Source organism: Seohaeicola zhoushanensis (genome assembly GCF_014656415.1).
In the GTDB taxonomy this organism is placed as follows: domain Bacteria; phylum Pseudomonadota; class Alphaproteobacteria; order Rhodobacterales; family Rhodobacteraceae; genus Seohaeicola_A; species Seohaeicola_A zhoushanensis.
Genome location: NZ_BNCJ01000004.1, coordinates 180,271 through 204,710, shown reverse-complemented (window position 1 = coordinate 204,710; position 24,440 = coordinate 180,271). Strand labels below are relative to the sequence as shown.

General features: G+C 66.9%; 28 protein-coding genes, 1 tRNA gene and 1 pseudogene. 22 read left to right on the top strand and 8 right to left on the bottom strand.

Features of this window, described 5'->3' with window-relative positions; all coding sequences use genetic code 11:
• Positions 1 to 5 precede the first annotated feature (5 nt).
• The 3 genes and pseudogenes from IE266_RS10620 to IE266_RS10610 all read left to right on the top strand — a co-directional run.
• Entirely contained in the window at positions 6 to 401 is a 396-nt protein-coding gene (locus tag IE266_RS10620; RefSeq protein WP_189680058.1) for a (R)-mandelonitrile lyase, read from the top strand.
• A gap of 146 nt (positions 402 to 547) precedes the next feature.
• Positions 548 to 1,021: an SDR family oxidoreductase gene (locus IE266_RS10615; protein ID WP_229864022.1), complete on the top strand. Its 474-nt coding sequence runs from the start codon at positions 548 to 550 to the stop codon at positions 1,019 to 1,021.
• 374 nt (positions 1,022 to 1,395) lie between these two features.
• Positions 1,396 to 1,620 (top strand): annotated as a pseudogene (locus IE266_RS10610) (hypothetical protein); the annotation flags it as partial.
• 216 nt (positions 1,621 to 1,836) lie between these two features.
• On the opposite strand, the gene IE266_RS10605 reads toward IE266_RS10610, so the two are convergent.
• Positions 1,837 to 1,912 (bottom strand) — tRNA-Thr (locus tag IE266_RS10605).
• 140 nt (positions 1,913 to 2,052) lie between these two features.
• Between IE266_RS10605 and IE266_RS10600 the strand changes: the two genes are divergently transcribed.
• The 5 genes from IE266_RS10600 (at position 2,053) to IE266_RS10580 (ending at position 7,059) form a co-directional block, all read left to right on the top strand.
• Positions 2,053 to 2,928: a hypothetical protein gene (locus IE266_RS10600; protein WP_189680057.1), complete on the top strand. Its 876-nt coding sequence runs from the start codon at positions 2,053 to 2,055 to the stop codon at positions 2,926 to 2,928.
• Positions 2,929 to 3,005: 77 nt separating this feature from the next.
• The gene (modA, locus tag IE266_RS10595) at positions 3,006 to 3,779 is read left to right on the top strand and encodes a molybdate ABC transporter substrate-binding protein (protein WP_189680056.1); all 774 of its coding nucleotides are present in this window, start codon (positions 3,006 to 3,008) and stop codon (positions 3,777 to 3,779) included.
• Positions 3,776 to 4,474: a molybdate ABC transporter permease subunit gene (modB, locus tag IE266_RS10590; protein WP_189680055.1), complete on the top strand. Its 699-nt coding sequence runs from the start codon at positions 3,776 to 3,778 to the stop codon at positions 4,472 to 4,474. The genes modA and modB overlap by 4 nt, the downstream gene beginning before the upstream one ends.
• Entirely contained in the window at positions 4,471 to 5,559 is a 1,089-nt protein-coding gene (gene modC, locus IE266_RS10585; RefSeq protein ID WP_189680054.1) for a molybdenum ABC transporter ATP-binding protein, read from the top strand. Before modB ends, modC begins: the two co-directional genes overlap by 4 nt.
• A gap of 246 nt (positions 5,560 to 5,805) precedes the next feature.
• Positions 5,806 to 7,059, top strand: coding sequence for a leishmanolysin-related zinc metalloendopeptidase (locus IE266_RS10580; RefSeq protein ID WP_189680053.1), 1,254 nt, complete (start codon positions 5,806 to 5,808; stop codon positions 7,057 to 7,059).
• 77 nt (positions 7,060 to 7,136) lie between these two features.
• On the opposite strand, the gene IE266_RS10575 is transcribed toward IE266_RS10580, so the two are convergent.
• Complete coding sequence (locus IE266_RS10575) at positions 7,137 to 7,418, bottom strand: DUF2312 domain-containing protein (protein ID WP_189680052.1); 282 nt, start codon at positions 7,416 to 7,418, stop codon at positions 7,137 to 7,139.
• 141 nt (positions 7,419 to 7,559) lie between these two features.
• Between IE266_RS10575 and IE266_RS10570 the strand changes: the two genes are divergently transcribed.
• Positions 7,560 to 7,778 carry a hypothetical protein gene (locus IE266_RS10570; protein ID WP_189680051.1) on the top strand — a complete coding sequence of 73 codons (219 nt, stop codon included), beginning with the start codon at positions 7,560 to 7,562 and terminating at the stop codon, positions 7,776 to 7,778.
• Positions 7,779 to 7,803: 25 nt separating this feature from the next.
• On the opposite strand, the gene IE266_RS10565 is transcribed toward IE266_RS10570, so the two are convergent.
• Positions 7,804 to 8,019 (bottom strand): hypothetical protein, encoded by a 216-nt coding sequence (locus tag IE266_RS10565; RefSeq protein ID WP_189680050.1) that lies wholly within the window; start codon positions 8,017 to 8,019, stop codon positions 7,804 to 7,806.
• Positions 8,020 to 8,301: 282 nt separating this feature from the next.
• On the opposite strand from IE266_RS10565, the gene IE266_RS10560 reads away from it, so the two are divergent.
• From IE266_RS10560 to IE266_RS10545, 4 genes are read left to right on the top strand one after another with little or no spacing between them, the layout of a single operon-like run.
• Positions 8,302 to 9,165: an MBL fold metallo-hydrolase gene (locus IE266_RS10560; protein WP_189680049.1), complete on the top strand. Its 864-nt coding sequence runs from the start codon at positions 8,302 to 8,304 to the stop codon at positions 9,163 to 9,165.
• Positions 9,166 to 9,192: 27 nt separating this feature from the next.
• Positions 9,193 to 9,621, top strand: a complete 429-nt coding sequence (locus tag IE266_RS10555) for a YeeE/YedE family protein (protein ID WP_189680048.1) — start codon at positions 9,193 to 9,195, stop codon at positions 9,619 to 9,621.
• A 1-nt stretch (position 9,622) separates the two neighbouring features.
• Positions 9,623 to 10,054: a DUF6691 family protein gene (locus IE266_RS10550; RefSeq protein ID WP_189680047.1), complete on the top strand. Its 432-nt coding sequence runs from the start codon at positions 9,623 to 9,625 to the stop codon at positions 10,052 to 10,054.
• Between the two features lie 10 nt (positions 10,055 to 10,064).
• Positions 10,065 to 10,490, top strand: a complete 426-nt coding sequence (locus IE266_RS10545; RefSeq protein ID WP_189680046.1) for a protein tyrosine phosphatase family protein — start codon at positions 10,065 to 10,067, stop codon at positions 10,488 to 10,490.
• On the opposite strand, the gene IE266_RS10540 is transcribed toward IE266_RS10545, so the two are convergent.
• A complete protein-coding gene (locus IE266_RS10540; RefSeq protein ID WP_268249754.1) occupies positions 10,487 to 10,963 on the bottom strand; it encodes a FliM/FliN family flagellar motor C-terminal domain-containing protein in 477 nt (158 codons plus the stop codon). The genes IE266_RS10545 and IE266_RS10540 overlap by 4 nt on opposite strands.
• A 233-nt stretch (positions 10,964 to 11,196) precedes the next feature.
• On the opposite strand from IE266_RS10540, the gene IE266_RS10535 reads away from it, so the two are divergent.
• Complete coding sequence (locus IE266_RS10535) at positions 11,197 to 11,616, top strand: hypothetical protein (RefSeq protein ID WP_189680044.1); 420 nt, start codon at positions 11,197 to 11,199, stop codon at positions 11,614 to 11,616.
• Positions 11,617 to 11,699: 83 nt separating this feature from the next.
• Here the strand turns inward: IE266_RS10535 and IE266_RS10530 are convergent, their stop codons facing one another.
• The 4 genes from IE266_RS10530 to IE266_RS10515 form a co-directional block, all read right to left on the bottom strand.
• Complete coding sequence (locus tag IE266_RS10530; RefSeq protein ID WP_189680043.1) at positions 11,700 to 14,378, bottom strand: sensor histidine kinase; 2,679 nt, start codon at positions 14,376 to 14,378, stop codon at positions 11,700 to 11,702.
• 1 nt (position 14,379) lies between these two features.
• A complete protein-coding gene (locus IE266_RS10525) occupies positions 14,380 to 14,673 on the bottom strand; it encodes a hypothetical protein (protein WP_189680042.1) in 294 nt (97 codons plus the stop codon).
• Positions 14,670 to 15,053 (bottom strand): response regulator transcription factor, encoded by a 384-nt coding sequence (locus IE266_RS10520; RefSeq protein ID WP_189680041.1) that lies wholly within the window; start codon positions 15,051 to 15,053, stop codon positions 14,670 to 14,672. The genes IE266_RS10525 and IE266_RS10520 overlap by 4 nt, the downstream gene beginning before the upstream one ends.
• Positions 15,054 to 15,146: 93 nt before the next feature.
• Complete coding sequence (locus IE266_RS10515) at positions 15,147 to 16,454, bottom strand: helix-turn-helix domain-containing protein (RefSeq protein WP_189680040.1); 1,308 nt, start codon at positions 16,452 to 16,454, stop codon at positions 15,147 to 15,149.
• A gap of 234 nt (positions 16,455 to 16,688) precedes the next feature.
• Between IE266_RS10515 and IE266_RS10510 the strand changes: the two genes are divergently transcribed.
• From IE266_RS10510 to accC, 8 genes are all read left to right on the top strand, one after another.
• Positions 16,689 to 18,029, top strand: coding sequence for a substrate-binding protein (locus IE266_RS10510; protein ID WP_189680039.1), 1,341 nt, complete (start codon positions 16,689 to 16,691; stop codon positions 18,027 to 18,029).
• 129 nt (positions 18,030 to 18,158) lie between these two features.
• Positions 18,159 to 19,208, top strand: coding sequence for a branched-chain amino acid ABC transporter permease (locus tag IE266_RS10505; RefSeq protein WP_189680038.1), 1,050 nt, complete (start codon positions 18,159 to 18,161; stop codon positions 19,206 to 19,208).
• Positions 19,209 to 19,211: 3 nt separating this feature from the next.
• Positions 19,212 to 20,414, top strand: coding sequence for a branched-chain amino acid ABC transporter permease (locus tag IE266_RS10500; RefSeq protein WP_189680037.1), 1,203 nt, complete (start codon positions 19,212 to 19,214; stop codon positions 20,412 to 20,414).
• 12 nt (positions 20,415 to 20,426) lie between these two features.
• Positions 20,427 to 21,182: an ABC transporter ATP-binding protein gene (locus IE266_RS10495; protein WP_189680036.1), complete on the top strand. Its 756-nt coding sequence runs from the start codon at positions 20,427 to 20,429 to the stop codon at positions 21,180 to 21,182.
• A gap of 12 nt (positions 21,183 to 21,194) precedes the next feature.
• Positions 21,195 to 21,950, top strand: coding sequence for an ABC transporter ATP-binding protein (locus tag IE266_RS10490; RefSeq protein ID WP_189680035.1), 756 nt, complete (start codon positions 21,195 to 21,197; stop codon positions 21,948 to 21,950).
• A gap of 118 nt (positions 21,951 to 22,068) precedes the next feature.
• Positions 22,069 to 22,362, top strand: coding sequence for a hypothetical protein (locus IE266_RS10485; RefSeq protein WP_189680034.1), 294 nt, complete (start codon positions 22,069 to 22,071; stop codon positions 22,360 to 22,362).
• Between the two features lie 188 nt (positions 22,363 to 22,550).
• On the top strand, positions 22,551 to 23,042 hold the full coding sequence (gene accB, locus IE266_RS10480) for an acetyl-CoA carboxylase biotin carboxyl carrier protein (RefSeq protein ID WP_189680033.1): 492 nt from the start codon (positions 22,551 to 22,553) through the stop codon (positions 23,040 to 23,042).
• Between the two features lie 12 nt (positions 23,043 to 23,054).
• Positions 23,055 to 24,407, top strand: coding sequence for an acetyl-CoA carboxylase biotin carboxylase subunit (accC, locus tag IE266_RS10475; protein WP_189680032.1), 1,353 nt, complete (start codon positions 23,055 to 23,057; stop codon positions 24,405 to 24,407).
• Positions 24,408 to 24,440 lie beyond the last annotated feature (33 nt).

Sequence of the window (24,440 nt, the reverse complement as noted above, 5' to 3'; positions counted from 1 at the left end):
ATTCCATGAAGATCATCCGAGCCGGCAGCACACCCTCCGCCCCTGGTCCCGAGGCCTATTTCACCGGAAGGGTGCGGATCGACCCCATGTTCCAGGCCGACGCCCCAGGTCGCACCAGCGGTGCCCATGTGACCTTCGAACCCGGCGCCCGCACCGCTTGGCACACCCACCCCGCGGGTCAGACCATTATCATCACCTTCGGCCGTGGCCGGGTGCAGCGCGACGGCGGTCCGATAGAAGTGGTCTCGGCAGGCGATGTGGTGTTCTTTTCAGCCGGGGAGAAGCACTGGCATGGTGCCTCGCCCGAGACCGCCATGTCTCATATCGCTATTCAGGAGAGCATCGACGGTACGCCTGTGACTTGGTTGGAGAAAGTTTCCGACGCGGACTACACCGCCTGAAGTCAACCGCGTCGCCAGTGTCTAGTCCAACAGCGCGGCTTGCATGGCTCGGCTCCAACGCGGAAATGAGCGCGGCTGTGGGGTGAAACGCTCCCGGTTAACATCCAGAAAATTCGCAATGCTGCCATCTATCGGATGTGCCGCGAATGTCCCCTCAAGACAATTCTGCGGGCCGGCGTAACACGTTACACCGGCCCATCTGCGACTTCGTCGATAGTCTTCTCGAGGTCTGCCTACGAAGCGGTCGACAACCTGTGGTCTTTCCGGATCATCTCGGCGGCACGCTCCCCAATGCCGCCGCGAAGGCCGCACTCTCGACCTACAGCAAGAGCCTTTCCAAGCAGGTCTCGCCCAAGGGCGTGCGGGTTGCGCGGGTTTCGCCGGGCTGGATCGAGACGGAATCGGCGGTGGAACTGGCCAAGCGGCTTGCCGCCGAACACAATGTCGACGTCGAGAAGGGCAAGCAGATGATCATGACTTTGATCGGCGGTGTGCCGATCGGGCGGCCTTCAAAACCTGAGGAGATCGCAAATCTGATCGCTTTCATCGCATCAGACCGTGCAGGCACCATTACTGGAACGGAATATGTGATCGATGGCGGCACCGTCCCGACGGCTTAAAGTATTTGGCCGTAAGTGCCGTCTTTGCAGGGAGTTGGCTGGAACCTGTTACGGGGCCAGAGTGCTGGGTTTCCCGGCGACGAAGCAAAGGGCGGGCTGGTTGCCGCACACAAACTAGAACAGCCCCATTTATCGCCAAACAGGTCAATCGTTTCTACTACCGCGAAGGTCGGCTCTCCACCCTGCCCATCACAGTCGCGGCCCTCAATCCAAACCAGATCCCAACAAAATCGTCCCTGCACGTCGGTGCCAAAACGCCTAACCGTAACCTACGCGGGATGCTTTCGCACCGTTGGAATGACACCAGGACCGGGTGGGGCAACTCCGCGCTCGGCAGTTTGCACTGCCCAGTAATTCCACTAGTACAAACACGGCTGCCCGATGCGCCGAACCAATGCTGGAGCCTGGACTTCGTGAGCGATGCGCTGACGGATGGCCGCCGGTTCCGAGTTCTGGCTGTGGTCGACGACTACAGCCGGGAGTGCCTGGCCCTGGTGGCGCTCGCCATTGTCCTCGGACCAATGGCGGACAAAGGCTCGCCCTCGCTCTCCGGCCTGCGTGTGGTGCGCGAGCTCGACGCGTTGATGTTGCGCCGCGGCTGGAGGAATGTATGGAACTCGCGCTAAATTTCCTCGCAAGCCATTGGTCTATATACAAAAATGGTAGTTACGCGGTGAAGCAAACAGTGCTGAAGCTGGCCTTCGCAAAGCCGCCCAGATAATGCCGAATTAACAGGAATGGAACTATTGAAACTTCTTTCCCTTTCAAAGTGCTAGGGAGTATCGCAGGACCCAATATTGGGCTTTGTGGAGAAATGGTGCCCCCAGAGAGACTCGAACTCCCGACCCACTGATTACAAATCAGTTGCTCTACCAGCTGAGCTATAGGGGCGCCGACACTGGGATTACCCGTATCGCGGAGTCGCCGCAAGGGGCTTGGCGGGCTTGGGCCGCTTTGGCATTTGACCTTTGCGGGTCAAGACGTTACCCCGGGCGACGGACCTTTGGCAGAGCTAGCAACCGGAGCGCCCCATGCGGGTCATCGTGCACACCGGCGCACATTTCACCGATGACGACCGGCTGACCAAGTGTCTCCTCAACAATAAGGAAGATTTCTCGCGCCGGGGCATCGCCGTGCCGGGGCCGGGGAAATACCGCACGCTGCTGAAGGAAACCTTCGCCGCGCTGGACGGGGCCGCGCCCGGCGAGGAGGCGCGCGAGGTGCTGATCGACGCGATCCTCGACGAGGAGGACGCCGAGCGGATGATCCTGTCGAACCAGCATTTCTTCGGCTCGCCCAGGTTCGCGATCGGCAAGGGCGGCTTCTACCCGCAGGCGGTGCCGCGGATGCGCCAGTTGATGCGGCTGTTCCATGCCGACCAGGTCGAGATGTGCATCGCGATCTGCAACCCGGCGACCTTCGTGCCGAGCGTGCTGCGCAAGGCCAACCGCCAGCAGCAGACCGACCTGCTGAAGCGGGTGCCGCCGACCTCGCTGCGCTGGTCGGAATTGTTGGCGCGGCTGCGTGCCGAGCTGCCCGAGCTGCCGATCACCGTCTGGTGCAACGAGGACTCGCCGCTGCTCTGGCCCGAGATCATCCGCGCGCTGGCCGGGCTGCCCGCCGGCACCCGGATCAACGGCGGTTTCGACCTGCTGCGGGATATCATGACGCAGGAGGGGATGACCCGCTTCCGCGCCTATCTCGCCGAGCATCCCGACCTGACCGACAGCCAGAAACGGCGGGTGATGATCGCCTTTCTCGACAAGTTTGCCATCCCCGAGGCACTGGAAGAGGAGCTCGACCTGCCCGACTGGAGCGAGGAGCTGGTCGACGAGCTGACCCGGCGATACGACGACGACCTGGCTCGGATCGCGCGGCTGAAGGGCGTGCGGCTGATGACGCTCTGAGCCGGACGGCAAATCGGCTTGCATCTGCGCGCGCCGGCTTGCGATACAGGGGATGCATTATCCCCAAAGGTCCTGGAATGTTTCGATCCCTGCTGTTTGTTTCCCTGTCGGCCGTGACGCTTGCCCTTGCCCCTGTTCGCGCCGTGCAGGCGCAGGAGGAGGTGACGGTCTTTGCCGCCGCCAGCCTCAAGACAGCGCTCGACGAGATCGCGGCGCAGGGCGGCACGCCGGTTCGGCTGGTCTATGGCGGCAGCTCGGCGCTGGCGCGGCAGATCCAGCAGGGCGCGCCGGCACAGCTGTTCATCTCGGCCAATACCGACTGGATGGACGTGCTGGAGGCCGACGGGCTGATCGTCGCCGAGAGCCGGATTGACCTGCTGACCAACCGGCTGGTGCTGGTGGCCCCCGCCGACAGCGATGTCGCGGTCACGCTGGCGCCGGGTGTCGACCTGACCGCGGCGCTGGGCCCCGAGGGACGGATCGCCATGGCGCTGACGGAATCGGTGCCCGCAGGCATCTATGGCAAGGCGGCGCTGAGCGCGCTGGGGATCTGGGACAGCCTGGCCGAGCGCACCGCCCAGGCCGACAACGTGCGGGCGGCGTTGAACCTGGTGGCCCTGGGCGAGACGCCGCTGGGCATCGTCTATGCCACCGACGCGGTGGCCGAGCCGCGCGTCAAGGTGGTCGCCACCTTCGACGCCAGCCTTCATGCGCCCATCGTCTATCCCGCCGCCATCGTCACCGAGGGCGACAGCCCGGCGGTGCGGGCCTTCTTCGAGACCTTGCAGGGCGAGGCCGCGCACGAGATCTTTGCCGCGCAGGGCTTCGGCTTTGCGGGCGGCGGCGATTGACCGGCTGGCTCGGCCCCGAGGAATGGCAGGCCGTCGGCCTGTCGGTGAAGGTTGCCTTCTGGGCGACGCTGCTGTCGCTGCCGCCAGGGATCCTGGCGGCCTATGCCCTGGCCCGCTGGGAGTTTCGCGGCAAGCAGCTTCTGAACGGGCTGATCCACTTGCCGCTGATCCTGCCGCCGGTGGTCACCGGCTACCTGCTGCTGATGACCTTCGGGCGTCGCGGCCCGGTGGGCGCCTGGCTTGAGGAGGTCTTCGGCCTTGTGCTGGCCTTCCGCTGGACCGGCGCGGTGCTGGCGGCGGCGGTGATGGCCTTTCCGCTGATGGTGCGGGCGATCCGGCTGGCGATCGAGGCGGTGGACCCGCGGCTGGAACAGGCCGCCGCAACGCTGGGCGCGCCGCGCTGGGCGGTTTTCTTCACCGTGACGCTGCCGCTGATCCTGCCCGGCGTGATCGCCGGCAGCGCGCTGGCCGCCGCCAAGGCGATGGGCGAGTTCGGGGCGACGATCACCTTCGTGTCGAACATTCCCGGCGAGACGCGCACCCTGCCCTCGGCGATCTACAGCTTCATGCAGGTGCCCGGCGGCGAGGCCCCTGCCCTGCGGCTTGTGGCCGTTTCGGTGGCCGTGGCGCTGCTGGCGCTGGCCGCCTCGGAGCTGCTGGCGCGCCGCGCCGCGCGGCGGATCTCGGGCACATGAGCCTGGTCGTCGACATCCGCCACGCCTTTGGCGGCTTTGCGCTCGACGTGAGTTTCGAGGCCCCGGCGGGCATCACCGCGCTGTTCGGGCGGTCGGGGTCGGGCAAGACCTCGGTGGTCAACGCGGTGGCCGGGCTGCTGCGCCCGCGCGAGGGGCGGATCGTGGTCGAGGGTGAAACTGTCTTCGACGCCGGCGCGCGCATGAGCCTGCCGCCGCATCGAAGGCGGCTGGGCTATGTCTTTCAGGACGCGCGGCTTTTCCCGCACCTGAGCCTGCGGCAGAACCTGACCTATGGCCTGCGCTTTGCCCCGCGCGGGGCCAGCGGGCCGAGCCCCGAGGAAGTGGCCGAGTTGCTGGGCTTGACCGCCCTGCTCGACCGGCGGCCGGGCGCGCTGTCGGGAGGAGAAAAGCAGCGGGTCGCCATCGGCCGGGCACTGCTGTCGCGGCCGCGGATGTTGCTGATGGACGAACCGCTGGCGGCGCTGGATGCGGCGCGCAAGGCCGAGATCCTGCCCTATCTGGAACGGCTGCGCGACCGCACCGGGCTGCCGATCCTCTATGTCAGCCATGCGGTGCCCGAGGTGGCCCGGCTGGCGACCACGGTGGTGGTGCTGGACCATGGCAAGGTGGTGCGCGCCGGACCGGCGGAACGGGTGCTGTCGGACCCGGACATGGTGCGCCAGATCGGCGTGCGCGAGGCCGGCGCGGTGCTGCCGGCGGTGGTGACGCGGCACCATGCCGACGGCCTCAGCGAGCTGGAACTTTCAGGCGGGCGGGTGTTCCTGCCGGCCTTCGACCTCGCCCCCGGCGAGCGCACCCGGGTGCGCATCCTCGCCCATGACGTGATCCTGTCGCGCGAGGCGCCGGTGGGGCTTTCGGCGCTGAACATCCTGCCGGCCACGGTGATCGCCCTGCGCGAGGGCAGCGGTCCCGGCGTGATGGTGCAGATGCAATGCGGCGAGGACCGGCTGCTGGCCCGGATCACCCGCCGTTCGGCCGACGCGCTGGCGCTGGCGCCGGGCGTCGGGGTTCACGCCGTCATCAAGTCTGTCTCGGTCGCCCGAATCGACATTGGTGGCGGCTGAGCGATTCGCGCGCATGACAGCCCACCTGACCTAACGTCACCCTACTGTCGCCGGTACATCAACAGTTCCTCGGTCGCGTTAACCAGTGTGGCGCGCACGGGGCAGTCCGCGCGCAAAGAGGCCACAATCTCTGAACATTTTGGGCGGAATTGTGGAGGATCCTTGGTCACGCACTTGTGAGGAGTTCACGCCATCCCCGGCCGGGCCGAGCCCCGTTCGGCCCCGCAGCAGAAGAGGTATCCAGCCATGGCCCCAAACCCAGCCTTGCCACCTATCCTCAATTCCACCGACATCCTTGGCACCCTGTTCGGCGACAGCCTGCCCCCGGAGGGGGGCACCCCCGCCACCGGGTTGCGCGAAGCGGTCGCCGACGCCCTGCCGGGACGACCGGGCGCGGCGGAGGACAATACCGGCGACGATGACACGGGCTCGGGCGCCGGGAGCGGTGGACCCGCGCTGGCCGCCTCGGTCGCCGCCGCAACCAGTGACCTGCCCGCGGCCTTTGAGGTCTCGGAGGTCGCCAATGCCACCGCCGACCGCAGTTTCGACATGCCCGCGCAACGGCCCGACGGCGTGGGCGGCGGCAATGGCGGCCCTCCGACGGGCGGTTCGGACCCGCAGCTCGCGGCCACCTATACCAGCGGCGCGACCGATGGGTCGGACGGGCTGGGCACCGACTTCTTCAACGTCGATATCCAGTTCTACGGCGAATGGTCCTATGACCTGATGCTGGCCTTTGGGCAGGCCGCCGACTTTCTGAGCGAGGTCATCATCGCGGGGCTGCGCGACGATCCCGCCGCCTGGAACACCTTCAGCACGTCCAGCAACGCTTTCACGGTGGATGACGTGCTGATCGAGGCCTATCTGCCGCCGATCGACGGCACCAATGGCATCCTCGGCCGGGCCGGCCCCTATTCGATCCGCGATCCGGGGTCGGTCGACCAGTATACGACGGTTGTCGGCATCATGGAGTTCGACGTGGCCGATGCCGCCACGCTCGACGCCGCGGGCAACTGGGACGCCACCGTCCTGCACGAGATGATCCACGTGCTGGGGCTGGGGTCGCTCTGGGATTACTGGTCGGTCACGCAATCGACCCAGATTGCCGGGCAGGACACCAAGAAGCCCACCGATGACGTCTTCACCGAGGTCTATACCGGCGCGAAGGGGAATGCCGTCTATGCCCAGGACCGCGATGCCGGCGATCCGACGCTGCTGCTGGTCGAGACGGATGGCGGCTCGGGCACGGCGGGGGCGCATTGGGACGATGCCACCTATGGCGCCGAGCTGATGACCGGCTATCTCTACCCCGGCGTGCCCTATCTCGAGGACTGGACCATCGCCGCACTGGGCGACATCGGCTACACCACCGCCGATTACACCGATCCGGGCGTGGCGCATAACCGCCTCTACGCGGGCATCGACCTAGAGAGCAGCGACCTCGTCAACGCCTTCGCGAATGTCGATACCACGCTGGTGGCCGACTACCCGATGGTCTGAATACGGGCGCCGCCGGAGGCCTCACGGGCGCCGGCGGCGGTTCCCCGCAGGCGGCGCGACACGGCGCGCCGCGCGGATCACATCCCGAGGGCTTCCTTGTAGAGCTCGAGGATCGCCTCTTCCTCGGCGATGTCGTCCTTCTCGCGCTTGCGCAGCGAGATGACCTTGCGCATCACCTTGGTGTCGTAACCGCGCCCCTTGGCCTCGGCCATGACTTCCTTGATCTGTTCGCCGATGTCCTTCTTCTCGGCCTCCAGCCGCTCCACCCGCTCTATGAAGCTGCGGAGCTCGTCGGCGGTGATGCGGTAGTTGGCCTCAAGCGACTTTTCGTCGGGGAGCTCGGGGGGATAATCGTTCATGGCAATGCGCTCCGTCAGGATGGGGTCCGGACCCGTCGGATACCCCTCCCCCGGCCTCGCCGCAAGATGGCTTGCGCCCGCGAGGCTTGCGCGCGCGGGCGACAGCCGCTAGCAGACGGGCCAGTCTGCGGGAGATTTGCCATGTACGAGATCATGATCTGGGCCGGGGCCGTGCTGTCGCTGCTTGGTCTGACAGGGATCGTCTGGTGCATCCTGCGGGTCAACCGCGCCCGCAAGGCCGGGCTCGACGACGAGGCGCTGCGCGCCGCGGTCGCGGCGGTGCTGCCGGTGAACCTGGCGGCGCTGTTCCTGTCGATGTTCGGGCTGATGCTGGTGGTGGTCGGCGTCATTCTGGGCTGACGCCGAGCCGCTTTTTGCCTGCCGGTCAGACCGGCAGGTTGTCGAACCGGTCTTCGATGGCCTCGTCCAGAAGGACGGCGTTGAGATTGCGCAGGCGTGCGGGCACGCGCTGCCCCTGCATGGCCAGACGTTCGATCACCTTGGTGAGTTGCGGCTGAAGTTCGAGGCGCCGTGCAGCCGTTGCCCCGACAATGGATGCCTCCAACCGACGTGCAGTCAGAAACAGGTCGTGTTCGTTCATGTCAGCCTCCCCTGATTGGCATGGACCCCACTGACATCTGAGTATCACAGGATGATGTCAGTTTCTTTCAAAATTCTCGCGAGCGGGCAGATTCCCGCCAGTGTCCGCGCTAAATGACTGTAGATTCAGCGTCGCGGCCCGGCCACTCGCCAGATTCGGCGGGGATGTGGGCGCTCAGGCGGGTGCAATCGCTGGTAGAGGGGATTCGCCGCTTGATACATATGCAATAAACGTTATATGTTCTGAAGAACCGACAGAGCATTACCCCAAGAGAGACTCGCCATGACCCCCGAAGTTCACGCCTTCTTCGACAACGCGACCAATACCGTCTCTTACGTGGTGCGCGAGCCCGAGGGCCGGGCCTGCGCGATCGTCGACAGTGTGCTCGACTACGACCCGGCTTCGGGCCGCACCGACACCGCATCGGCCGACCGGATCATCGCCTTCGTGCGGGAAAACGTCCTGCGGGTGGAGTGGATCCTGGAAACCCATGTCCATGCCGACCACCTGAGCGCCGCGCCCTATATCCAGGAGAAGGTCGGCGGCAAGATCGGCATCGGCGACCGCATCACCGTGGTGCAGGACACCTTCGGCAAGATCTTCAACGAGGGCACCGAGTTCCAGCGCGACGGCAGCCAGTTCGACGCGCTGTTCAAGGAAGGCGACAGCTTTCACGTCGGCCAGATGCGCGGCGACGTGCTGCATACGCCGGGCCACACGCCGGCCTGCCTGACCTATGTGATCGGCGATGCGGTCTTTGTCGGCGACACGCTGTTCATGCCCGATTTCGGAACCGCCCGCTGCGATTTCCCCGGCGGCTCCTCCGAGACGCTGTTCAGGTCGATCCAGAAGATCCTGGCGCTGCCCGACGAGACGCGGGTCTTCGTCGGCCATGACTACAAGGCGCCGGGCCGCGACGAATACGCCTGGGAGACCACGGTGGGCGAGCAGAAGGCGCTGAACGTGCATATCGGCGCGGGCCGCAGCATCGAGGAGTTCACCCGGATGCGCGATGCGCGGGACAAGACGCTGGGGATGCCCCGGCTGATCCTGCCCTCGCTGCAGGTGAACATGCGGGCCGGCCACATGCCGCCACCCGACGAACAGGGCAACGTTTTTCTGAAGATACCGGTCAACAAGCTCTGACCGGCAAAGCGCGAACAGGACAAAATCATGGAACAGGACTGGATCTGGGGTCTGGTCGGCGGGCTTGTCATCGGGCTCGGCGGCGCGGTCTACCTCTTGGGCAACGGGCGGATCATGGGGGCCAGCGGCATCATCGGCGGGCTGGTCGACGGCAGCGGGTGGAGCACCTGGGCCGAGCGCCTCGCCTTCCTCGCCGGCGTACTGATCATGCCGATCGTGCTGACGCCGCTCTACTCGGTCGAGATCACCACCCATGCGACCTCGAACCTCGCGGTGATCGTGGCGGCGGGCCTCTGCGTCGGCATCGGCACGCGGATCGCCAATGGCTGCACCTCCGGGCACGGGGTCTGCGGCATCTCGCGGCTGTCGCTGCGGGGGATCGTGGCGACGGTCTTCTACATTCTCGCGGGCGGCCTCACCATCGTGCTGTTCCGCCACCTGCTGGGGGTGATCTGACATGCGGATCCTGATTGCATTGCTGGCCGGCGGGCTGTTCGGTTCGGGGCTGTTCATCTCGGGGATGACCGACACCACCAAGGTGCAGGGCTGGCTCGACGTCTTCGGCAACTGGGACCCGACGCTCGCCTTCGTGATGGGCGGCGCGCTGATCCCGATGGCCATCGCCTGGCGCTTTGTTCCGGGCCGCGCGCCACTGGTCGGCGGGGCCTTCCCGCAGCCGCCCGCCCCCGAGGTCGACCGGCGGCTGGTCGTCGGCTCGGTGCTCTTCGGCGTGGGCTGGGGCCTTGCCGGACTCTGCCCCGGCCCGGCCATCGCTTCGCTGAGCTATGGCGGCACCAGCGGCCTTGTCTTCATGGCGGCGATGCTGGTCGGCATGGGCGCGGCCCCCGCCATCGCGACCCGACTGGACAGGCTGGCAACCGCGTCGTAGGAGTTTCGCCATGACACCGCGCACCCTCACCCCCCGCTACTCCGTCTCGCCGCAAATCCTGCCCGAGCATCTGCCCGCGATCGCAGCCGCCGGCTTCACCACGGTGATCTGCAACCGTCCCGACGCCGAGAACCCGCCGCCGCTGCAGGCCGCGGAAATGCGCAAGGCGGCCGAGGCTGCGGGGCTGAAGTTCGAGGTGCTGGAGCTGACGCACCAGACCATGACGCCGGCGAATATCGCCAGGCAGAAGGCGATGATCGAGGCCTCGGACGGCCCGGTGCTGGCCTATTGCGCCTCGGGAACGCGGTCCTCGGTGATCTGGGCACTGGGCCAGGCCGGCGAAATGCCGACGGACGAGATCTTTGCCACCACCGCGCGGGCGGGCTATCAGCTCGATCACCTGCGCCCGGCGGTCGAGCAACTGGCGCGCGGCTAGTCCTCGTCCGCACCGTCGAGCGGGAGGCCCGCGAGTTCCGAAATCTCCAGCGCTGCCTGGCCGGGGCTGAGAAGCGGCAGCGCCTCTTCGCTCTCCTCGCCCGCGAAGGAGGGCATGGCGGCGATGTCGAGCGGCACCGCGCCCCCCTCCCCGGCTGTATCAGCACCGGGGGTATTCGCCATCGGCATCTTCGGCATCTCCACGGTCAGCCCCGCCGCGCTCTCGGGTTGCGGCAGCGACCCGGCGAGGAATTGCCCCTCGCCGCGCGGGGGCGTGCGCGGCGCGCTCTCGTTCAGGCGGACCGCGCGCATTCCGCCGATCTGACCCAGCCGGGCCGAGGCGATGCACGCGCCGTCGATACCGACAAGATCGGCCCGGTCGAGCTGCTTGTGATGCAGCGGCAGCAGGTCGCCGGGGCGCATTCCGGCCAGTTCCGCGAGCGGCAGGCGCAGGTGGCCGATCACCGCCGACAGCTCGGCGCGGGCGGTGCCGGCGACACGGTCGAGCCGGGGGCCCGCGGCACCGAGTTCTTCCGGGTCGGGCAGTTCCTCGGGCTCTGGCAGGGCGAGGAACCAGTGGCCCTGGCGTACCCCCGCAGCGAAATCCAGCGTCAGCTCGAACAGGCGGAAGCGCTCGGCATCGACGGCGATCAGCAGGCTGCGCAGATCCTCGGTCCGGGCGCAGAAAGTAGCCCGCGAGGCAGCGCTTGTCGGGCAGGATGTCGGCGAGTTCGGCCGCGCGTTTCAGCATCGCATCGACCAGCGGGGCGACCATCGCGGCATCGGTGCCAGTAAAGGGCCGTTCCGCCGGTGCGCCGCCCGTCACCTGCCCCATGGTCTGCTGCTGGATGATCGCCGAAAGGCTGTCGCGGTCGACCGAGAGCGCGCCGACCCTGCCCTCGGGGCCGTCGAGCAGGATCAGCATCCGCCCCGCGCCCAGGTGTTCGCCCAGCTGCTCCTGGCCACAGCGCGCCTGGGTCGCGCCGATCACCGCGAGCGGCAGGTCGAACAGGTCGCGCGCGGCGCGGGCCAGCGCCAGGCGCAGCGCGCGGATGGCCGAGCGTGCGCCGGGCGGCTGGGCCTCCTGCCCCGCCGCCATCTTGCGCTGCATGACTGATGCGCCCTGACCTGCTGCCATCGCCTCCGACCTGCCCTTGCCGCCCTGCGTCAGGTCTAGGGCCGGTTGGTTACGATTGGCTTTACACCCGCGCTATTGCGCCGCCATTTCGCGCGCGACCGGCAAAGTGACGCGGAAGGCGCCGCCGCCGGCCCCTTGCAGATAGGTCACGTCCCCCCCGAGGCGCATCATGATCTCGCGGCAGATGGCGAGGCCCAGCCCGGCGCCGCCCGCCTTCTCGACGCTGACGCGGGCGAATTTCTCGAACACCAGTTCCTGTGCCCGCACCGGGATGCCGCTGCCGTTGTCGATGAAATCGACCACCAGCACGCCGCCGGACAGGTGCACGCTGATGGTCAGCTCGGGCGCGGTGGCGTCGCAGTATTTCTGCGCATTGGCGATCAGGTTGATGAAGACCTGCGACAGGCGGTCGAGGTCGGAATAGAGGTGCAGCGTCTCGTCGGCGCGGTTGCGCACGACCCTCAAGGGCCGCTCGTAACCGGCCAGCGCGGCCGAGACCGCATGGTCGAGCAGGTCGCCCAGGGTGCCGTGGCGCATGTTCAGGCTGACCTGGCCGCTTTCCAGCACCGAGAGGTCGAGCAGGTCGTTCAGCAGCCGGGTCAGGCGCAGCGCCTCGTCGTGGATGATGTTGGCATAGCGGCGCTTTTCCTCGGGGTTCAGCGTATCGGCGTCGCGCAGGATCTCGGAAAAGGCGCGGATCGAGGTCATCGGGGTGCGCAGCTCGTGGCTGACCTGGCTGAGGAAGGAATCTTTCTGCGCAGAGATCTGGGTCAGCTTCTCGTTGGCCTCCTGCAGCTTGCGGGCGGTGCGGCTGAGCTCGGCGGACTGGGCTTCGAGACGGCTGGAGTATTCCAGCATCTGCGCCGATTCATCGGCCACCGCCAGCAGGTCCTGCACCGAGACCGAGGAGCCGCCGACGATCTGGCCGACCATCGCGTGCGCCGTTGCCGCGCCGACCGAACCGGCCAGCTGGCGTTCCAGCCGTTCGAGGAACTCGGGCGTCGGATCGGGCAGCAGGCCACGGCCGCCCTGCAGCTCGGCCTCTCGGCGGAACAGGGCCCGGGCGTCTTCGGCACCGAGGATCCGCTGGGTCATCACCATCAGGTCCTCGGTCTGCGCGACCGAGCCGGTCCAGCCGCGCGGGCCGGCGGAATGCTCGAAGACGTTGACGAACTGGGCGCCCTGCAGCCGTTCCACCGGGTTCGGGAAGGTGAGCAGCGAGACCGCGACAAAGGCGATGGTGTTGAGCAGGAAGCTCCAGACCACGGCGTGCACGATGGGGTCGAGCCCGGCGATGCCGAAGAGCGCCTGCGGGCGCAGCCAGAGGATGCCGAAGGGGCCATGCGCCATCACCGGCGCCGAGAGGATGCCGCCGCCGAGGCCCGGCAGCAGCATGGCCCAGACCCAGACCGCGAAACCGAGGCTGAGACCGGCCAGCGCGCCCATCCGCGTCGCCCCGCGCCAGAACAGGCCGCCGACCAGCGCCGGCAGGATCTGGGCGATGCCGACGAAGGCGATCAGCCCGATCGAGGCCAGCGCCGAGCCGCCGCCCGAGAGCTGGTAGTAGACGCAGCCCAGCGCCATTACCGCGCCGATCGAGACGCGGCGGGCCAGCAGGATCACCTTGCGCACATCGCCCGACTGCGCCGCGCCGCTGCCGCGGTAGCTGAGCCAGATCGGCATGACGACATGGTTGGACACCATGGTCGAGAGCGCCATCGCCGCCACGATCACCATCGAGGTGGCCGAGGAGAAGCCGCCGATGAACGAGAGCATCGCCAGCCCGTCGCGCCCCGAGGCCAGCGGCACGGTCAGCACGAAGAGGTCGGGGTTGGACCCGGTCGGCATCATCTCGAGCCCGACCGCGGCGATGGGCACGACGAAGAGGCTCATCAGCAGCAGGTAGAGCGGGAAGGCCCAGGCGGCGGTGCGCAGGTGGCGCTCGTCGTCGTTCTCGACCACCATGACCTGGAACATGCGCGGCAGGCAGACGAAGGCGGCGGCGGCCAGGAAGGTGATCGCGGCCCAGCGGCTGCGGTCGACCTGCCAGAGGCCGATGTCCGAGGCGTCGATGCGTTCCATCACCCCGGCGACTCCGCCCGAGAGGCCCCAGACCACGAAGACGCCCACCGCCAGCAGGGCGACCAGCTTGACCACCGCTTCCAGCGCGATGGCGGTGACCACGCCGTGGTGGCGTTCGTTGGCGTCGAGGTTGCGGGTGCCGAAGAGGATGGCGAAGATCGCCAACCCGGTGGCGACCCAGACCACGCTGGCGTCGGGGTTGAAGGCGCTGTCGGTGTCGGCCTCGGCGAAGATCGAGAAGGAGAGCGTGATCGACTGCAATTGCAGCGCGATATAGGGCGTCACGCCGATCACGGCGAGCAGGGTGACGCAGATCGCCAGCGTGTTGGACTTGCCATAGCGCGACGAGATCAGGTCGGCGATGGATGTCACCCGCTGGCTGCGGCCAATGCGCACCAGCTTGCGCAGCCCCCACCACCAGCCGACCATCACCAGCGTCGGGCCGAGGTAGATGGTCACGAACTCCAGCCCCGAACGGACGGCGTAGCCGACCGCGCCGTAGAAGGTCCAGGCGGTGCAGTAAATCGACAGCGAGAGCGTGTAGATCAGCGGCGAGCGGAGCCAGGTGCTACGCCCGCGCATGGCCACGCGGTCGGCGGCGAAGGCGACCGCGAAGAGCAGGGCCACGTAGCCCAGGCAGACCGCGAAGAGGACGTTGAGCGTCGCCATCTCATCCCTGCCCCGGCCCGTCCGCGCCGCCGGTATCTTGGTGTCGCACCGCCAGGCCGAACAGGCCGGCGGCAACGATCAGGCCGGCCCAGGTGCCGAAGATGTAGAGGATCGCCATCGAGGTGCGCACCGGTTCGACCCCCTCGGCGGTCTCGCGCGCGCCGGGCCAGAGCAGCGGCACCAGCAGCAGCGCCGCCCCCACCAGGGGCAGCACGCGGGCGGCGTCGGTCAGGCGGCGGCGGCGATAGCCCTGGCGTTCGAGCGCGGCGGCTCCCTGGGGGTCTTCGGCGCTCACGGCCGCGAGGCCTGCGCGACGAGATCGCGGACGGCGGTGACGACCTCGGCATTCGAGAAGGGCTTGGTCATGAAGCGGCTGACCCCGGCCTTCTCGGCCATGTCGCGGTCGCGCATCTGGCCGCGTGCGGTCAGCATCAGCACCGGCAGGTTGGCGAGATCGGCGATGGCGCGCAGCTCTCGCAGGATGTCCATGCCGCTCTTGCCGGGCAGCATCATGTCCAGGATCACCAGGTCGGGGCGCAGGTGCCGGACCACCTCGACCGCGTCCGCGCCGTTGGAATGCGCCTCGACCTTCCAGCCCTCGCGCGTGAGCAGGAAGCGGATCGCTTCGATGATGTTCGGTTCGTCCTCAATCAGCAATACATGCCGGTTGCTCAAATTGGTTTCCTCCCCGCGGGGCCCCTCTCCCCGTTACCGCAAGCCCGTGAGCCAGATGCGGTTTGGCGAGTTTGCCCTGCGTCTGCCATCAAGTCAAAACTCTTCGCGCAGGATCGAGGGCTCGCGCCGTGCGTGGCAGCGGAGCCGGGGGCAGACCCGGCAGCTGCTGCCGACGCGCAGGAAGGTGCCAGCCTCGGCCTCGTCCGCGCGCAGCGGCAGGATCAGCATGGCGGTGTTGTAGAGCGGGTCCTCGGTGAAGGCGGTCGCGCGTTGCGGCCAGGAGATGGCGAGGCAGTCGAAATGCGCGGTGCCGCGGCCAAGCTGCGTGACCTTGCGGCGCACCGGCACCAGCGGGCGGGAGAGCGCGAGGAAGAGCGGCCAGAGCGGACAGGGCGCGCCGAAGCGCGGCAGCGCAAAGCCGGTCAGCACCTTGCGGAACAGGATACTGCCCGAGGCGTCGGCGATCACGAGCCCAGCCCCGCCGGGCAGGATTCTCTCGGGCATGGCGGCGATGCGGCGCAGGATGGCGGGCAGGTCGGCGCCCAGTTCGGCGCCAAGCGCGCCGGGGTCGGGGCCGAGCCGGTCCAGCGCGGCGGCGAAACGGTCGAGCGGCAGGGCCAGCGCGTCCTCGGTATATTGCTGCAGGAACTCGCGCGCGATGTGGCGTGCGGCGCGGCCCCCCAGTTCGGGCGCGGCGCGCACCAGGTCGTCGGGGCTCTGTTCGCCGGTCTCAAGGCCGGGGAAGTGGTAGCCCTGCGCCGCGAAGAAGGCCTCGGCCTCTTCGCGCGGCACCCCGCGCTGCACCTCGCCGGCGTCGTTGTCGTCGAGGTAGCCGACCAGTGCCTTGGAGCTTTCGGCCAGACGGCGGCTGTCGTTGTTGAGGTTGCGGTGGAAGCGGGTGCGCCATTCGGGGTCGATCTCGTCGGTCTCGGCCAGGATCGAGGCGGTCGAGCGGATCGCGGCGGCGGTCGAGAGCACCTCGTGCAGCGAGGCGGCGAGATGGGGGTCGTGGGTCAGCCGGTCGGACAGCGTCTCGACCGTGCGTTCGAGCGAGGCGACCCGGCGGTGCAGCAGGGCCAGCACCTCGGCCCAGCCGGGAAAGCGGCCTGCCAGTTCGTCGGCGCGGTCGGTTTCGGCGGCCACCGCCCCGGCATCGGCCGCCGCTTCGCGCAGGGTCGCGATCAGCGCGGCCTCGGCGCCCTCGGTCAGCATCGAGGGTTCGACCCCCAGCACGCGGGCGATGTCGATGAGCAGTTTCCCCCCGATTCTGCGGCGGTTGTGCTCGATCAGGTTGAGGTAGGACGCGGAAATGCCTATCTGCCGCGCGAGATCGGCCTGGCGCAGCCCGGCGATCGACCTCCGCTCGCGGATTCGGGTTCCCGTAAGGCTGTCGCGCGGCATTTCGGCCTCCCTTCCGAATTGCGCGGAGTTTCAACGGCTTTCTGCATCGCAACATAATGCAATTTACAGAAAGCCTCTCCCCTCTGTGTATTTGTTTACAAAAATATCGTTCAGATCAAGAGGCTTATTGCCAGATTTTCTAAGGACGCTGCATATTTGCTTTGCACAATGGTGCCTGTGCGTAGCGGAAAGAGAGGAGCCGCTTCGCATGTTTCACGCAAAGGGAGGATGTTAATGTCCAAAAACGATGTCACACGTCGTGGCGTGCTGCGGACCGGCGCTGTCGCCGGGGCCGGGCTGGCGCTACCGACGATCTTCACGGCGTCTTCCGCCGCAGCCTTTACCAACGAGCCGACCGGAGGCACGGTCACGCTTGGCTTCAACGTTCCGCAGACCGGTCCCTATGCCGACGAGGGCATGGACGAACTGCGCGCCTTCGAACTCGCCGTCGAGCACCTGAACAACGGTGGCGGCTGCCTGGACACCTTCTCCTCGAAGGCGCTCAAGGGCAACGGCATCCTCGGCAAGCAGGTGAAGTTCGTCACCGGCGACACCCAGACCAAATCTGACGCTGCACGCGCATCGGCCAAGTCGATGATCGAAAAAGACGGCGCGATCATGATCTCGGGTGGCTCCTCCTCGGGCGTCGCCGTGGCTGTTCAGGGCCTTTGCCAGGAAGCCGGCATCATCTTCATGGCGGGTCTGACCCACTCGAACGACACCACCGGCAAGGACAAGAAGAAGAACGGTTTCCGCCACTTCTTCAACGCCTACATGTCGGGCGCCGCGCTGGCGCCGGTGCTTCAGAAGGCCTACGGCTCGGACCGCAAGGCCTATCACCTGACCGCCGACTACACCTGGGGCTGGACCCAGCAGGAGTCGATCCAGGCCGCCACCGAGGCGCTGGGCTGGCAGACCGTCAACAACGTGCTGACCCCGCTCGCCGCGACCGACTTCTCGGCCTATATCGCGCCGGTGCTGAACTCGGGCGCAGACGTGCTGATCCTGAACCACTACGGCGGAAACATGGTCAACTCGCTGACCCAGGCCGTGCAGTTCGGCCTGCGCGACAAGATGGCCAACGGCAAGCAGTTCGAGGTCGTGGTTCCGCTGTATTCGGAGCTGATGGCCAAGGGCGCCGGCGCCAACATCAAGGGCGTGTTCGGATCGACCAACTGGTCGTGGACGCTGCAGGATGCCGGCACCCAGGCCTTCGTCAAGGCCTTCGGCGCCAAGTATGGCTTCCCGCCGTCGAACGCCGCGCAGACCTGCTATGCGCAGACCCTGCTCTATGCGGATGCCGTCGAACGGGCCGGCTCGTTCAACCCCTGCGCCGTGGCCGAGGCCCTCGAAGGCTTCGAGTTCGACGGCCTGGGCAACGGTCCGACGCTGTATCGCGCCGATGACCACCAGTGCTTCAAAGACGTGCTGGTCATGAAGGGCAAGGAGAGCCCGGCCAACGAGTATGACGCGCTGGAAGTGGTGGAAGTCACGCCCCGCGCGCAGGTCGAATATGCGCCCGACCACCCGATGTTCGCCGGCGGCGACCTCGGGCAATGCAACCCCGGCGCCTGATCCGATCGGGCCGGAGCGTCAAGCACGCTTCGGCCCACCTTCCCGACATAGGGCCCTGAGGCGGCCAACGAGCAGTCTCTCCGGCCGGTCCGGAGGGGCCTAATTCCTTGCAGACATCTGGTGGGGACGATGGACGATATCATCCTGCAAATTCTCAACGGGCTGGACAAGGGCAGCGCCTATGCGCTGATCGCCCTGGGCCTGACCCTGATTTTCGGCACGCTTGGCGTCGTCAACTTTGCCCACGGCGCACTGTTCATGATCGGTGCCTTCTGCGCGGTGACGCTGCAGAAACTGCTGTCGCTCGAGCGGATCGAGGTCTCGGCGACCGAGAAGACCGCCTGGGGCACCCCGCTCGAGATCAAGACGCCCTATGCCGAGCTCTGGTTCGGCCATGACTTCGGCGCCGCGATCATCGACTGGTCGGTCCCGCTGGCGATCCTCTTCGCGATCCCGGTGATGCTGGCGATCGGCTACGTGATGGAACGCGGCCTCATCAAGCACTTCTACAAGCGCCCCCACGCCGACCAGATCCTGGTGACCTTCGGCCTTGCCATCGTGCTGCAGGAGCTCATCAAGCATTATTACGGCGCCAACCCGATCCCCACCCCGGCGCCCTCGGCCTTTCGCGGGTCGTTCGACTTCGGCGTGCTGCTGGGGTTCGATGCGGGCAGCATCATCTATCCCTACTGGCGCATGGTCTACTTCGCCTTCTCGGCGGTGATCATCGGCGCGGTCTTTGCCTTCCTGCAGTTCACCACCTTCGGGATGGTCGTCCGCGCCGGCATGGCCGACCGCGAGACGGTGGGGCTGCTGGGCATCAACATCGACCGCCGCTTTACCATCATGTTCGGTCTCGCGGCCGCCGTCGCGGGCCTGGCTGGGGTCATGTATACCCCGATCAACTCGCCCAACTACCACATGGGAATGGACTTCCTCGTCCTCTCCTTCGTCGTGGTGGTGGTCGGCGGCATGGGCTCGCTGCCCGGCGCCGTGCTCGCGGGCTTCCTGCTCGGCATCCTCGAGAGCTTCGCCTCGTATTCGCCGATCAAGAACTTCTTCGAGACCTGGCTGTTCCTGCCTTCGATCGACCAGATCATCATCTACCTGGTCGCCATCATCATTCTGCTGACCCGTCCTCGGGGCCTCATGGGCCGCAAGGGCGTGATGGAGGACTAATCCATGCTTGGTCTCGACAAGAAAGACACCACGCTGCTGATCGTCGTCGCGGTGCTGGCCCTCTTCGCACCCTTCCTGCTGAACCCCTTCCCGACGGAATCGGCGCTGGCGCAGTTCAACGCCGGCTACCCGGACCTGATGCAGCGCTTCGTGATCTTCGGCATCTTCGCCATCGGCTTCAACATCCTGTTCGGGCTGACCGGCTACCTGTCCTTCGGCCACGCCGCCTTCCTCGGCGTGGGCTCATACGCGGCGGTCTGGATGTTCAAGCTGCTGGGTTACAACGTGGTTCCGGGCATCATCCTCAGCGTGATCGTCGCCGGCGTCTTTGCACTGCTGATCGGCTTCATCTCGCTGCGGCGCTCGGGGATCTACTTCTCGATCCTGACGCTGGCCTTCGCGCAGATGTCCTTCGCCATGGCCTATTCGGTGCTGACGCCGATCACCAACGGCGAGACCGGCCTGCAGGTCTATTCCAGCGACAACCCGCTGTTCCAGACCGCGACCGACCCCAACGTGCCGCACCTTTTCGGCCTGGTCATGCGGGAATCCTACACGATGAAGGTTGGCGCCTGGTCGTTCTCGTTCAACAACGGCTACTACCTCTGCGCCATCCTGATGCTGGTCGCCTTCTACATCTCGATCCGCATCTTCCGCTCGCCCTTCGGGCTGATGCTGCGGGCGGTGAAGTCGAACCAGCAGCGGATGAACTACACCGGCCTCTCGGCACGGCCCTATACGCTGGCGGCCTTCGTGATCTCGGGCATGTATGCCGGTCTTGCCGGTGGCCTGCTCGCCTCGATGGACCCGCTGGCGGGCGCCGAGCGGATGCAGTGGACCGCGAGCGGCGAGGTCGTGCTGATGACCATCCTCGGCGGTGCCGGTACCCTGATCGGGCCGGTCCTGGGCGCGGGCTTCATCAAGTATTTCGAGAACATCTTCTCGAAGATCAACGAATCCACCCTGCATGGCTGGTTCTCCTGGCTGCCCGACCCGATCGAAGACCCGCTGGTCTGGCTGCTCGAGCACTTCATCGGCGGCGGCTGGGCGCTGACCCTGGGCACGCTGTTCATGCTGGTGGTGATCTTCCTGCCGGGCGGCCTGGTCGAAGGTGGCCAGCGTATCGGACGGCTGATCTCGGGCAAGTCCCGCGGCACCGAGGACGAAACCGGCAAGCCGGCCGCAACATCGCATCCGGCGGAATGAGGAGGGCGCAAGATGGGTATTCTTGAAGTCAAGAACGTCAACAAGCGCTTCGGCGGTCTGCAGGCGCTCGGCAACGTGAACCTCTCGGTGGCCGAGAACACGGTTCACGCGATCATCGGCCCCAACGGGGCAGGCAAGTCGACGCTGCTGAACGTGCTGGTCGGCAAGCTGATCCCCGACACCGGCTCGGTCATGTTCGACGGCAAGTCGGTGCTGGGCCGCGCGCCCTACGAGATCAACCAGATGGGGATCAGCCGGGTGTTCCAGACGCCCGAGATCTTCGGCGACCTGACCGTCATGGAAAACATGATGATCCCCTGCTTTGCCAAGCGGGACGGGGCGTTCGAGCTGAACCCCCTCGCCTCGGTCGGCAAGCAGACGGATATCGTCGAGCGCGCCGAGCAGATGCTGATCGACATGAAGATGATCGACAAGCGGCACATGCACGCGGCTTCGATGTCGCGCGGCGACAAGCGGCGGCTGGAGATCGGCATGTGCCTGTCGCAGCAGCCCCGGCTGCTGTTGCTGGACGAGCCCACCGCCGGCATGGCGCGGGCCGATACCAACAACACCATCGACCTCTTGAAGCAGATCAAGGCCGAGCGCGACATCACCATCGCCATCATCGAGCACGACATGCACGTGGTGTTCAGCCTGGCCGAGCGGATCACCGTGCTGGCGCAGGGGACCCCGCTGGTCGAGGACACGCCGGACAAGATCAAGGGCCACCCGAAGGTGCGCGAAGCCTACCTGGGCGAGAGCGCGTAAGGGAGATCAAGCATGAATGTTAAACCCGACTTCTCGAACAGCGCCAACCAGGCGGCCACCGCGCCGGCTTTCCTGTCGGTCTGGGACCTGCACGCCTATTACGGCGAGAGCTACATCGTGCAGGGCGTCAGCTTCAACGTGCACGAGGGCGAGATCCTGGCGCTGCTGGGCCGCAACGGCGCCGGCAAGACCTCGACCCTGCGCGCCATCGCGCGGCTGGGCAATCCCGAGCTGCGGCATGGCGAGATCTGGCTCGACCACCAGCCGCTGCACTCGATGACCAGCTACCAGGCGGCGAGCGTCGGCCTGGGCCTGGTGCCGGAAGACCGCCGGATCATCCCCGGCCTGACGGTCGAGGAGAACCTCCAGCTCGCGCAGATCGCGCCGCCGATCGGCTGGTCGATCGACCGCATCTACGAACTCTTCCCGCGCCTGGGCGAACGCCGCAAGCAGGAGGGCGTGACGCTGTCGGGCGGCGAGCAGCAGATGCTGGCGATCGGGCGGGCGCTCTGCCGTGACATCAAGGTGCTGCTGCTGGACGAACCCTACGAGGGGTTGGCCCCGGTGATCGTCGACGAGATCGAGAAGACGCTCATCAAGATCAAGGAACTGGGCATCACCACGGTCATTGTCGAGCAGAATGCCGTGCGCGCGCTGGAGCTGTCCGACCGGGCGGTGATCCTCGACACCGGCAGCGTGGTCTTCGACGGCAGCGCCGCCGAGGTGCTGGAGAACGAGGAGCTGCGGGCGGAATACCTCGCGATCTGACTTCGGCGCATTTGCCTCGAATGCAGGACAGACAGGCGGGCCTTCGGGCCCGCCTGTTTACGTTCCGTTAGGCTGTGTGGCGGCATTCTGAACATCGGGTGAGGGCTGTCTCGCGAAGATGGAGCAGCGCGATGAACATCAGTCTTGGCGGTTTGTCCTGCCGCCTGCCCCCACCGGCCACCCGGCCGCCCTGCCGGCCGATCCCTATACCCGGCCAGCCCCTGCGCGGGTGACGGCTCTGGCGGGCGACGCCGCAACCCCCGGCGCGATGGCGCAGGAGCGAGGCGACATGCCCAGCACCCCGCCCTCGGCGATGCAGCGCAAGATCATGGAAATCCTGCAGGCCCAGGCCGAGGCACTGGAGGCGCAAGAGGCCGGGCGCGACCCGAACGAGGACCGCGAATCGCACTGACAGACCCGCCCCGCTGCCGCAAATGGTCAGCTGCCCGGCCCCTGCATGGCCGCCTTGCAGGCAATGCCCGCAGGACGGCGCAACTGTGCCGAGGACGCTTTTCATGCCCGAAACCTTGCCCTATAAGCAGGGGATCACATCAAGACCCGCACCCAGACGGGTCCGGCAGTAGCGGGCGAGGACCCATTATGTCAGAGAAAAAACACGAGGCCGATGTCGCTTTCATCAAGGCCCTGGCGGAACTTCTGCGCGAGAACGATCTCACCGAGTTGCAGGTCAAACGCGAATACGGCGATGACGACACGCTGAGCGTCCGCGTCAGCCGCATGATCCCGGCGCCGGTCATGGCCGCGCCCGCGGCGGTTTCGGTCGCTGCTCCGGCAGCCGCAGCACCTGTCGCCGCAGCGGCCCCCGTGGCCGCCGCCAGCGACGATCCGGCCGACCACCCCGGTGCCGTGACCTCGCCGATGGTCGGCACGGTCTATCTGCAGCCGGAACCCGGCGCCTCCTCCTTCATCAGCGTCGGCACGCAGGTCGCCGAGGGCGACACCCTGCTGATCGTCGAAGCGATGAAGACGATGAACCACATCCCCGCCCCGCGCGCCGGCACCGTGAAGCGGATCCTGGTGGGCGACGGCGACGCGGTGGAATACGGCACCCCGCTCGTCATCCTCGAATAAGGCTGCGGCGCGATGTTCGACAAAATCCTGATCGCCAACCGCGGAGAGATCGCCCTGCGCGTGATCCGCGCCGCGCGCGAGATGGGCATCGCCTCGGTGGCGGTGCATTCGACCGCTGACAGCGACGCGATGCACGTGCGCATGGCCGACGAGTCGGTCTGCATCGGCCCGCCGCCCAGCCCGCAGAGCTATCTGTCGATCCCCGCGATCATCGCCGCCTGCGAGATCACCGGGGCCCAGGCAATCCACCCCGGCTATGGCTTCCTGTCGGAAAACGCCGGCTTCGTGCAGGTGGTCGAGGATCACGGCCTGACCTTCATCGGCCCGACCGCGGAACACATCCGCATCATGGGCGACAAGATCACCGCCAAGGACACGATGAAGAAGCTGGGCGTGCCATGCGTGCCCGGTTCCGATGGCGGCGTGCCCGATCTGGCGGCGGCCAAGAAGGTTGGCGCCGAGATCGGCTATCCGGTCATCATCAAGGCCACCGCCGGCGGCGGCGGCAAGGGCATGAAGGTCGCCCGCAACGATGCCGAGATGGAGCGCGCCTTCCAGACCGCCCGGTCCGAGGCCAAGGCCAACTTCGGCAACGACGAAGTCTATATCGAGAAATACCTGACCACGCCCCGCCACATCGAGATCCAGGTCTTCGGTGACGGCAAGGGCAATGCGGTGCACCTGGGCGAGCGCGACTGCTCGCTGCAGCGGCGGCACCAGAAGGTCTTCGAAGAAGCGCCCGGCCCGGTCATCACGCCCGAGGAACGCGCCCGCATCGGCAAGACCTGCGCCGAGGCTGTCGCGCGGATAAACTACATCGGTGCCGGCACCATCGAGTTCCTCTACGAGAACGGCGAGTTCTACTTCATCGAGATGAACACCCGCCTGCAGGTGGAACACCCGGTGACCGAGGGCATCTTCGGCGTGGACCTGGTGCGCGAGCAGATCCGTGTCGCCTCCGGCCTGCCCATGTCCTTCAGCCAGGACGACCTCAAGATCAACGGCCATGCCATCGAGGTGCGGATCAACGCCGAGAAGCTGCCGAACTTTGCCCCCTGCCCCGGCAAGATCACCCAGTATCACGCGCCGGGTGGCCTGGGCGTGCGGATGGATTCGGCGCTGTATGACGGCTATCGCATTCCGCCCTATTACGACTCGCTGATCGGCAAGCTGATCGTGCATGGCCGCGACCGGCCCGAGGCCCTGGCCCGACTCTCGCGCGCCCTGGGCGAGCTGATCGTCGACGGCGTGGATACCACGGTGCCGCTGTTCCACGCGCTGCTGGCCGAGCCGGCCATCGTGAACGGCGATTACAACATCCACTGGCTGGAGCACTGGCTGGAAACCCATCTCGGCGGGGCGTGACCCGCCGAACGGGGCTTTCGGCCCCACTGGGGC

What these genes read in the sequence shown, in the direction of transcription:
- modC (WP_189680054.1), top strand. Translation starts at nt 4,471, where the DNA reads ATGAGCCTGGTCGTCGACATCCGCCACGCCTTTGGCGGCTTTGCGCTC.
- accC (WP_189680032.1), top strand. Translation starts at nt 23,055, where the DNA reads ATGTTCGACAAAATCCTGATCGCCAACCGCGGAGAGATCGCCCTGCGC.
- IE266_RS10600 (WP_189680057.1), top strand. Translation starts at nt 2,053, where the DNA reads ATGCGGGTCATCGTGCACACCGGCGCACATTTCACCGATGACGACCGG.
- IE266_RS10620 (WP_189680058.1), top strand. Translation starts at nt 6, where the DNA reads ATGAAGATCATCCGAGCCGGCAGCACACCCTCCGCCCCTGGTCCCGAG.
- IE266_RS10550 (WP_189680047.1), top strand. Translation starts at nt 9,623, where the DNA reads ATGCGGATCCTGATTGCATTGCTGGCCGGCGGGCTGTTCGGTTCGGGG.
- IE266_RS10485 (WP_189680034.1), top strand. Translation starts at nt 22,069, where the DNA reads ATGGAGCAGCGCGATGAACATCAGTCTTGGCGGTTTGTCCTGCCGCCT.
- IE266_RS10510 (WP_189680039.1), top strand. Translation starts at nt 16,689, where the DNA reads ATGTCCAAAAACGATGTCACACGTCGTGGCGTGCTGCGGACCGGCGCT.
- IE266_RS10615 (WP_229864022.1), top strand. Translation starts at nt 548, where the DNA reads ATGTCCCCTCAAGACAATTCTGCGGGCCGGCGTAACACGTTACACCGG.
- IE266_RS10545 (WP_189680046.1), top strand. Translation starts at nt 10,065, where the DNA reads ATGACACCGCGCACCCTCACCCCCCGCTACTCCGTCTCGCCGCAAATC.
- IE266_RS10500 (WP_189680037.1), top strand. Translation starts at nt 19,212, where the DNA reads ATGCTTGGTCTCGACAAGAAAGACACCACGCTGCTGATCGTCGTCGCG.
- IE266_RS10580 (WP_189680053.1), top strand. Translation starts at nt 5,806, where the DNA reads ATGGCCCCAAACCCAGCCTTGCCACCTATCCTCAATTCCACCGACATC.
- IE266_RS10560 (WP_189680049.1), top strand. Translation starts at nt 8,302, where the DNA reads ATGACCCCCGAAGTTCACGCCTTCTTCGACAACGCGACCAATACCGTC.
- IE266_RS10575 (WP_189680052.1), bottom strand. Translation starts at nt 7,418, where the DNA reads ATGAACGATTATCCCCCCGAGCTCCCCGACGAAAAGTCGCTTGAGGCC.
- modA (WP_189680056.1), top strand. Translation starts at nt 3,006, where the DNA reads ATGTTTCGATCCCTGCTGTTTGTTTCCCTGTCGGCCGTGACGCTTGCC.
- IE266_RS10555 (WP_189680048.1), top strand. Translation starts at nt 9,193, where the DNA reads ATGGAACAGGACTGGATCTGGGGTCTGGTCGGCGGGCTTGTCATCGGG.
- IE266_RS10490 (WP_189680035.1), top strand. Translation starts at nt 21,195, where the DNA reads ATGAATGTTAAACCCGACTTCTCGAACAGCGCCAACCAGGCGGCCACC.
- IE266_RS10530 (WP_189680043.1), bottom strand. Translation starts at nt 14,378, where the DNA reads ATGGCGACGCTCAACGTCCTCTTCGCGGTCTGCCTGGGCTACGTGGCC.
- IE266_RS10505 (WP_189680038.1), top strand. Translation starts at nt 18,159, where the DNA reads ATGGACGATATCATCCTGCAAATTCTCAACGGGCTGGACAAGGGCAGC.
- IE266_RS10515 (WP_189680040.1), bottom strand. Translation starts at nt 16,454, where the DNA reads ATGCCGCGCGACAGCCTTACGGGAACCCGAATCCGCGAGCGGAGGTCG.
- accB (WP_189680033.1), top strand. Translation starts at nt 22,551, where the DNA reads ATGTCAGAGAAAAAACACGAGGCCGATGTCGCTTTCATCAAGGCCCTG.
- IE266_RS10570 (WP_189680051.1), top strand. Translation starts at nt 7,560, where the DNA reads ATGTACGAGATCATGATCTGGGCCGGGGCCGTGCTGTCGCTGCTTGGT.
- IE266_RS10565 (WP_189680050.1), bottom strand. Translation starts at nt 8,019, where the DNA reads ATGAACGAACACGACCTGTTTCTGACTGCACGTCGGTTGGAGGCATCC.
- IE266_RS10495 (WP_189680036.1), top strand. Translation starts at nt 20,427, where the DNA reads ATGGGTATTCTTGAAGTCAAGAACGTCAACAAGCGCTTCGGCGGTCTG.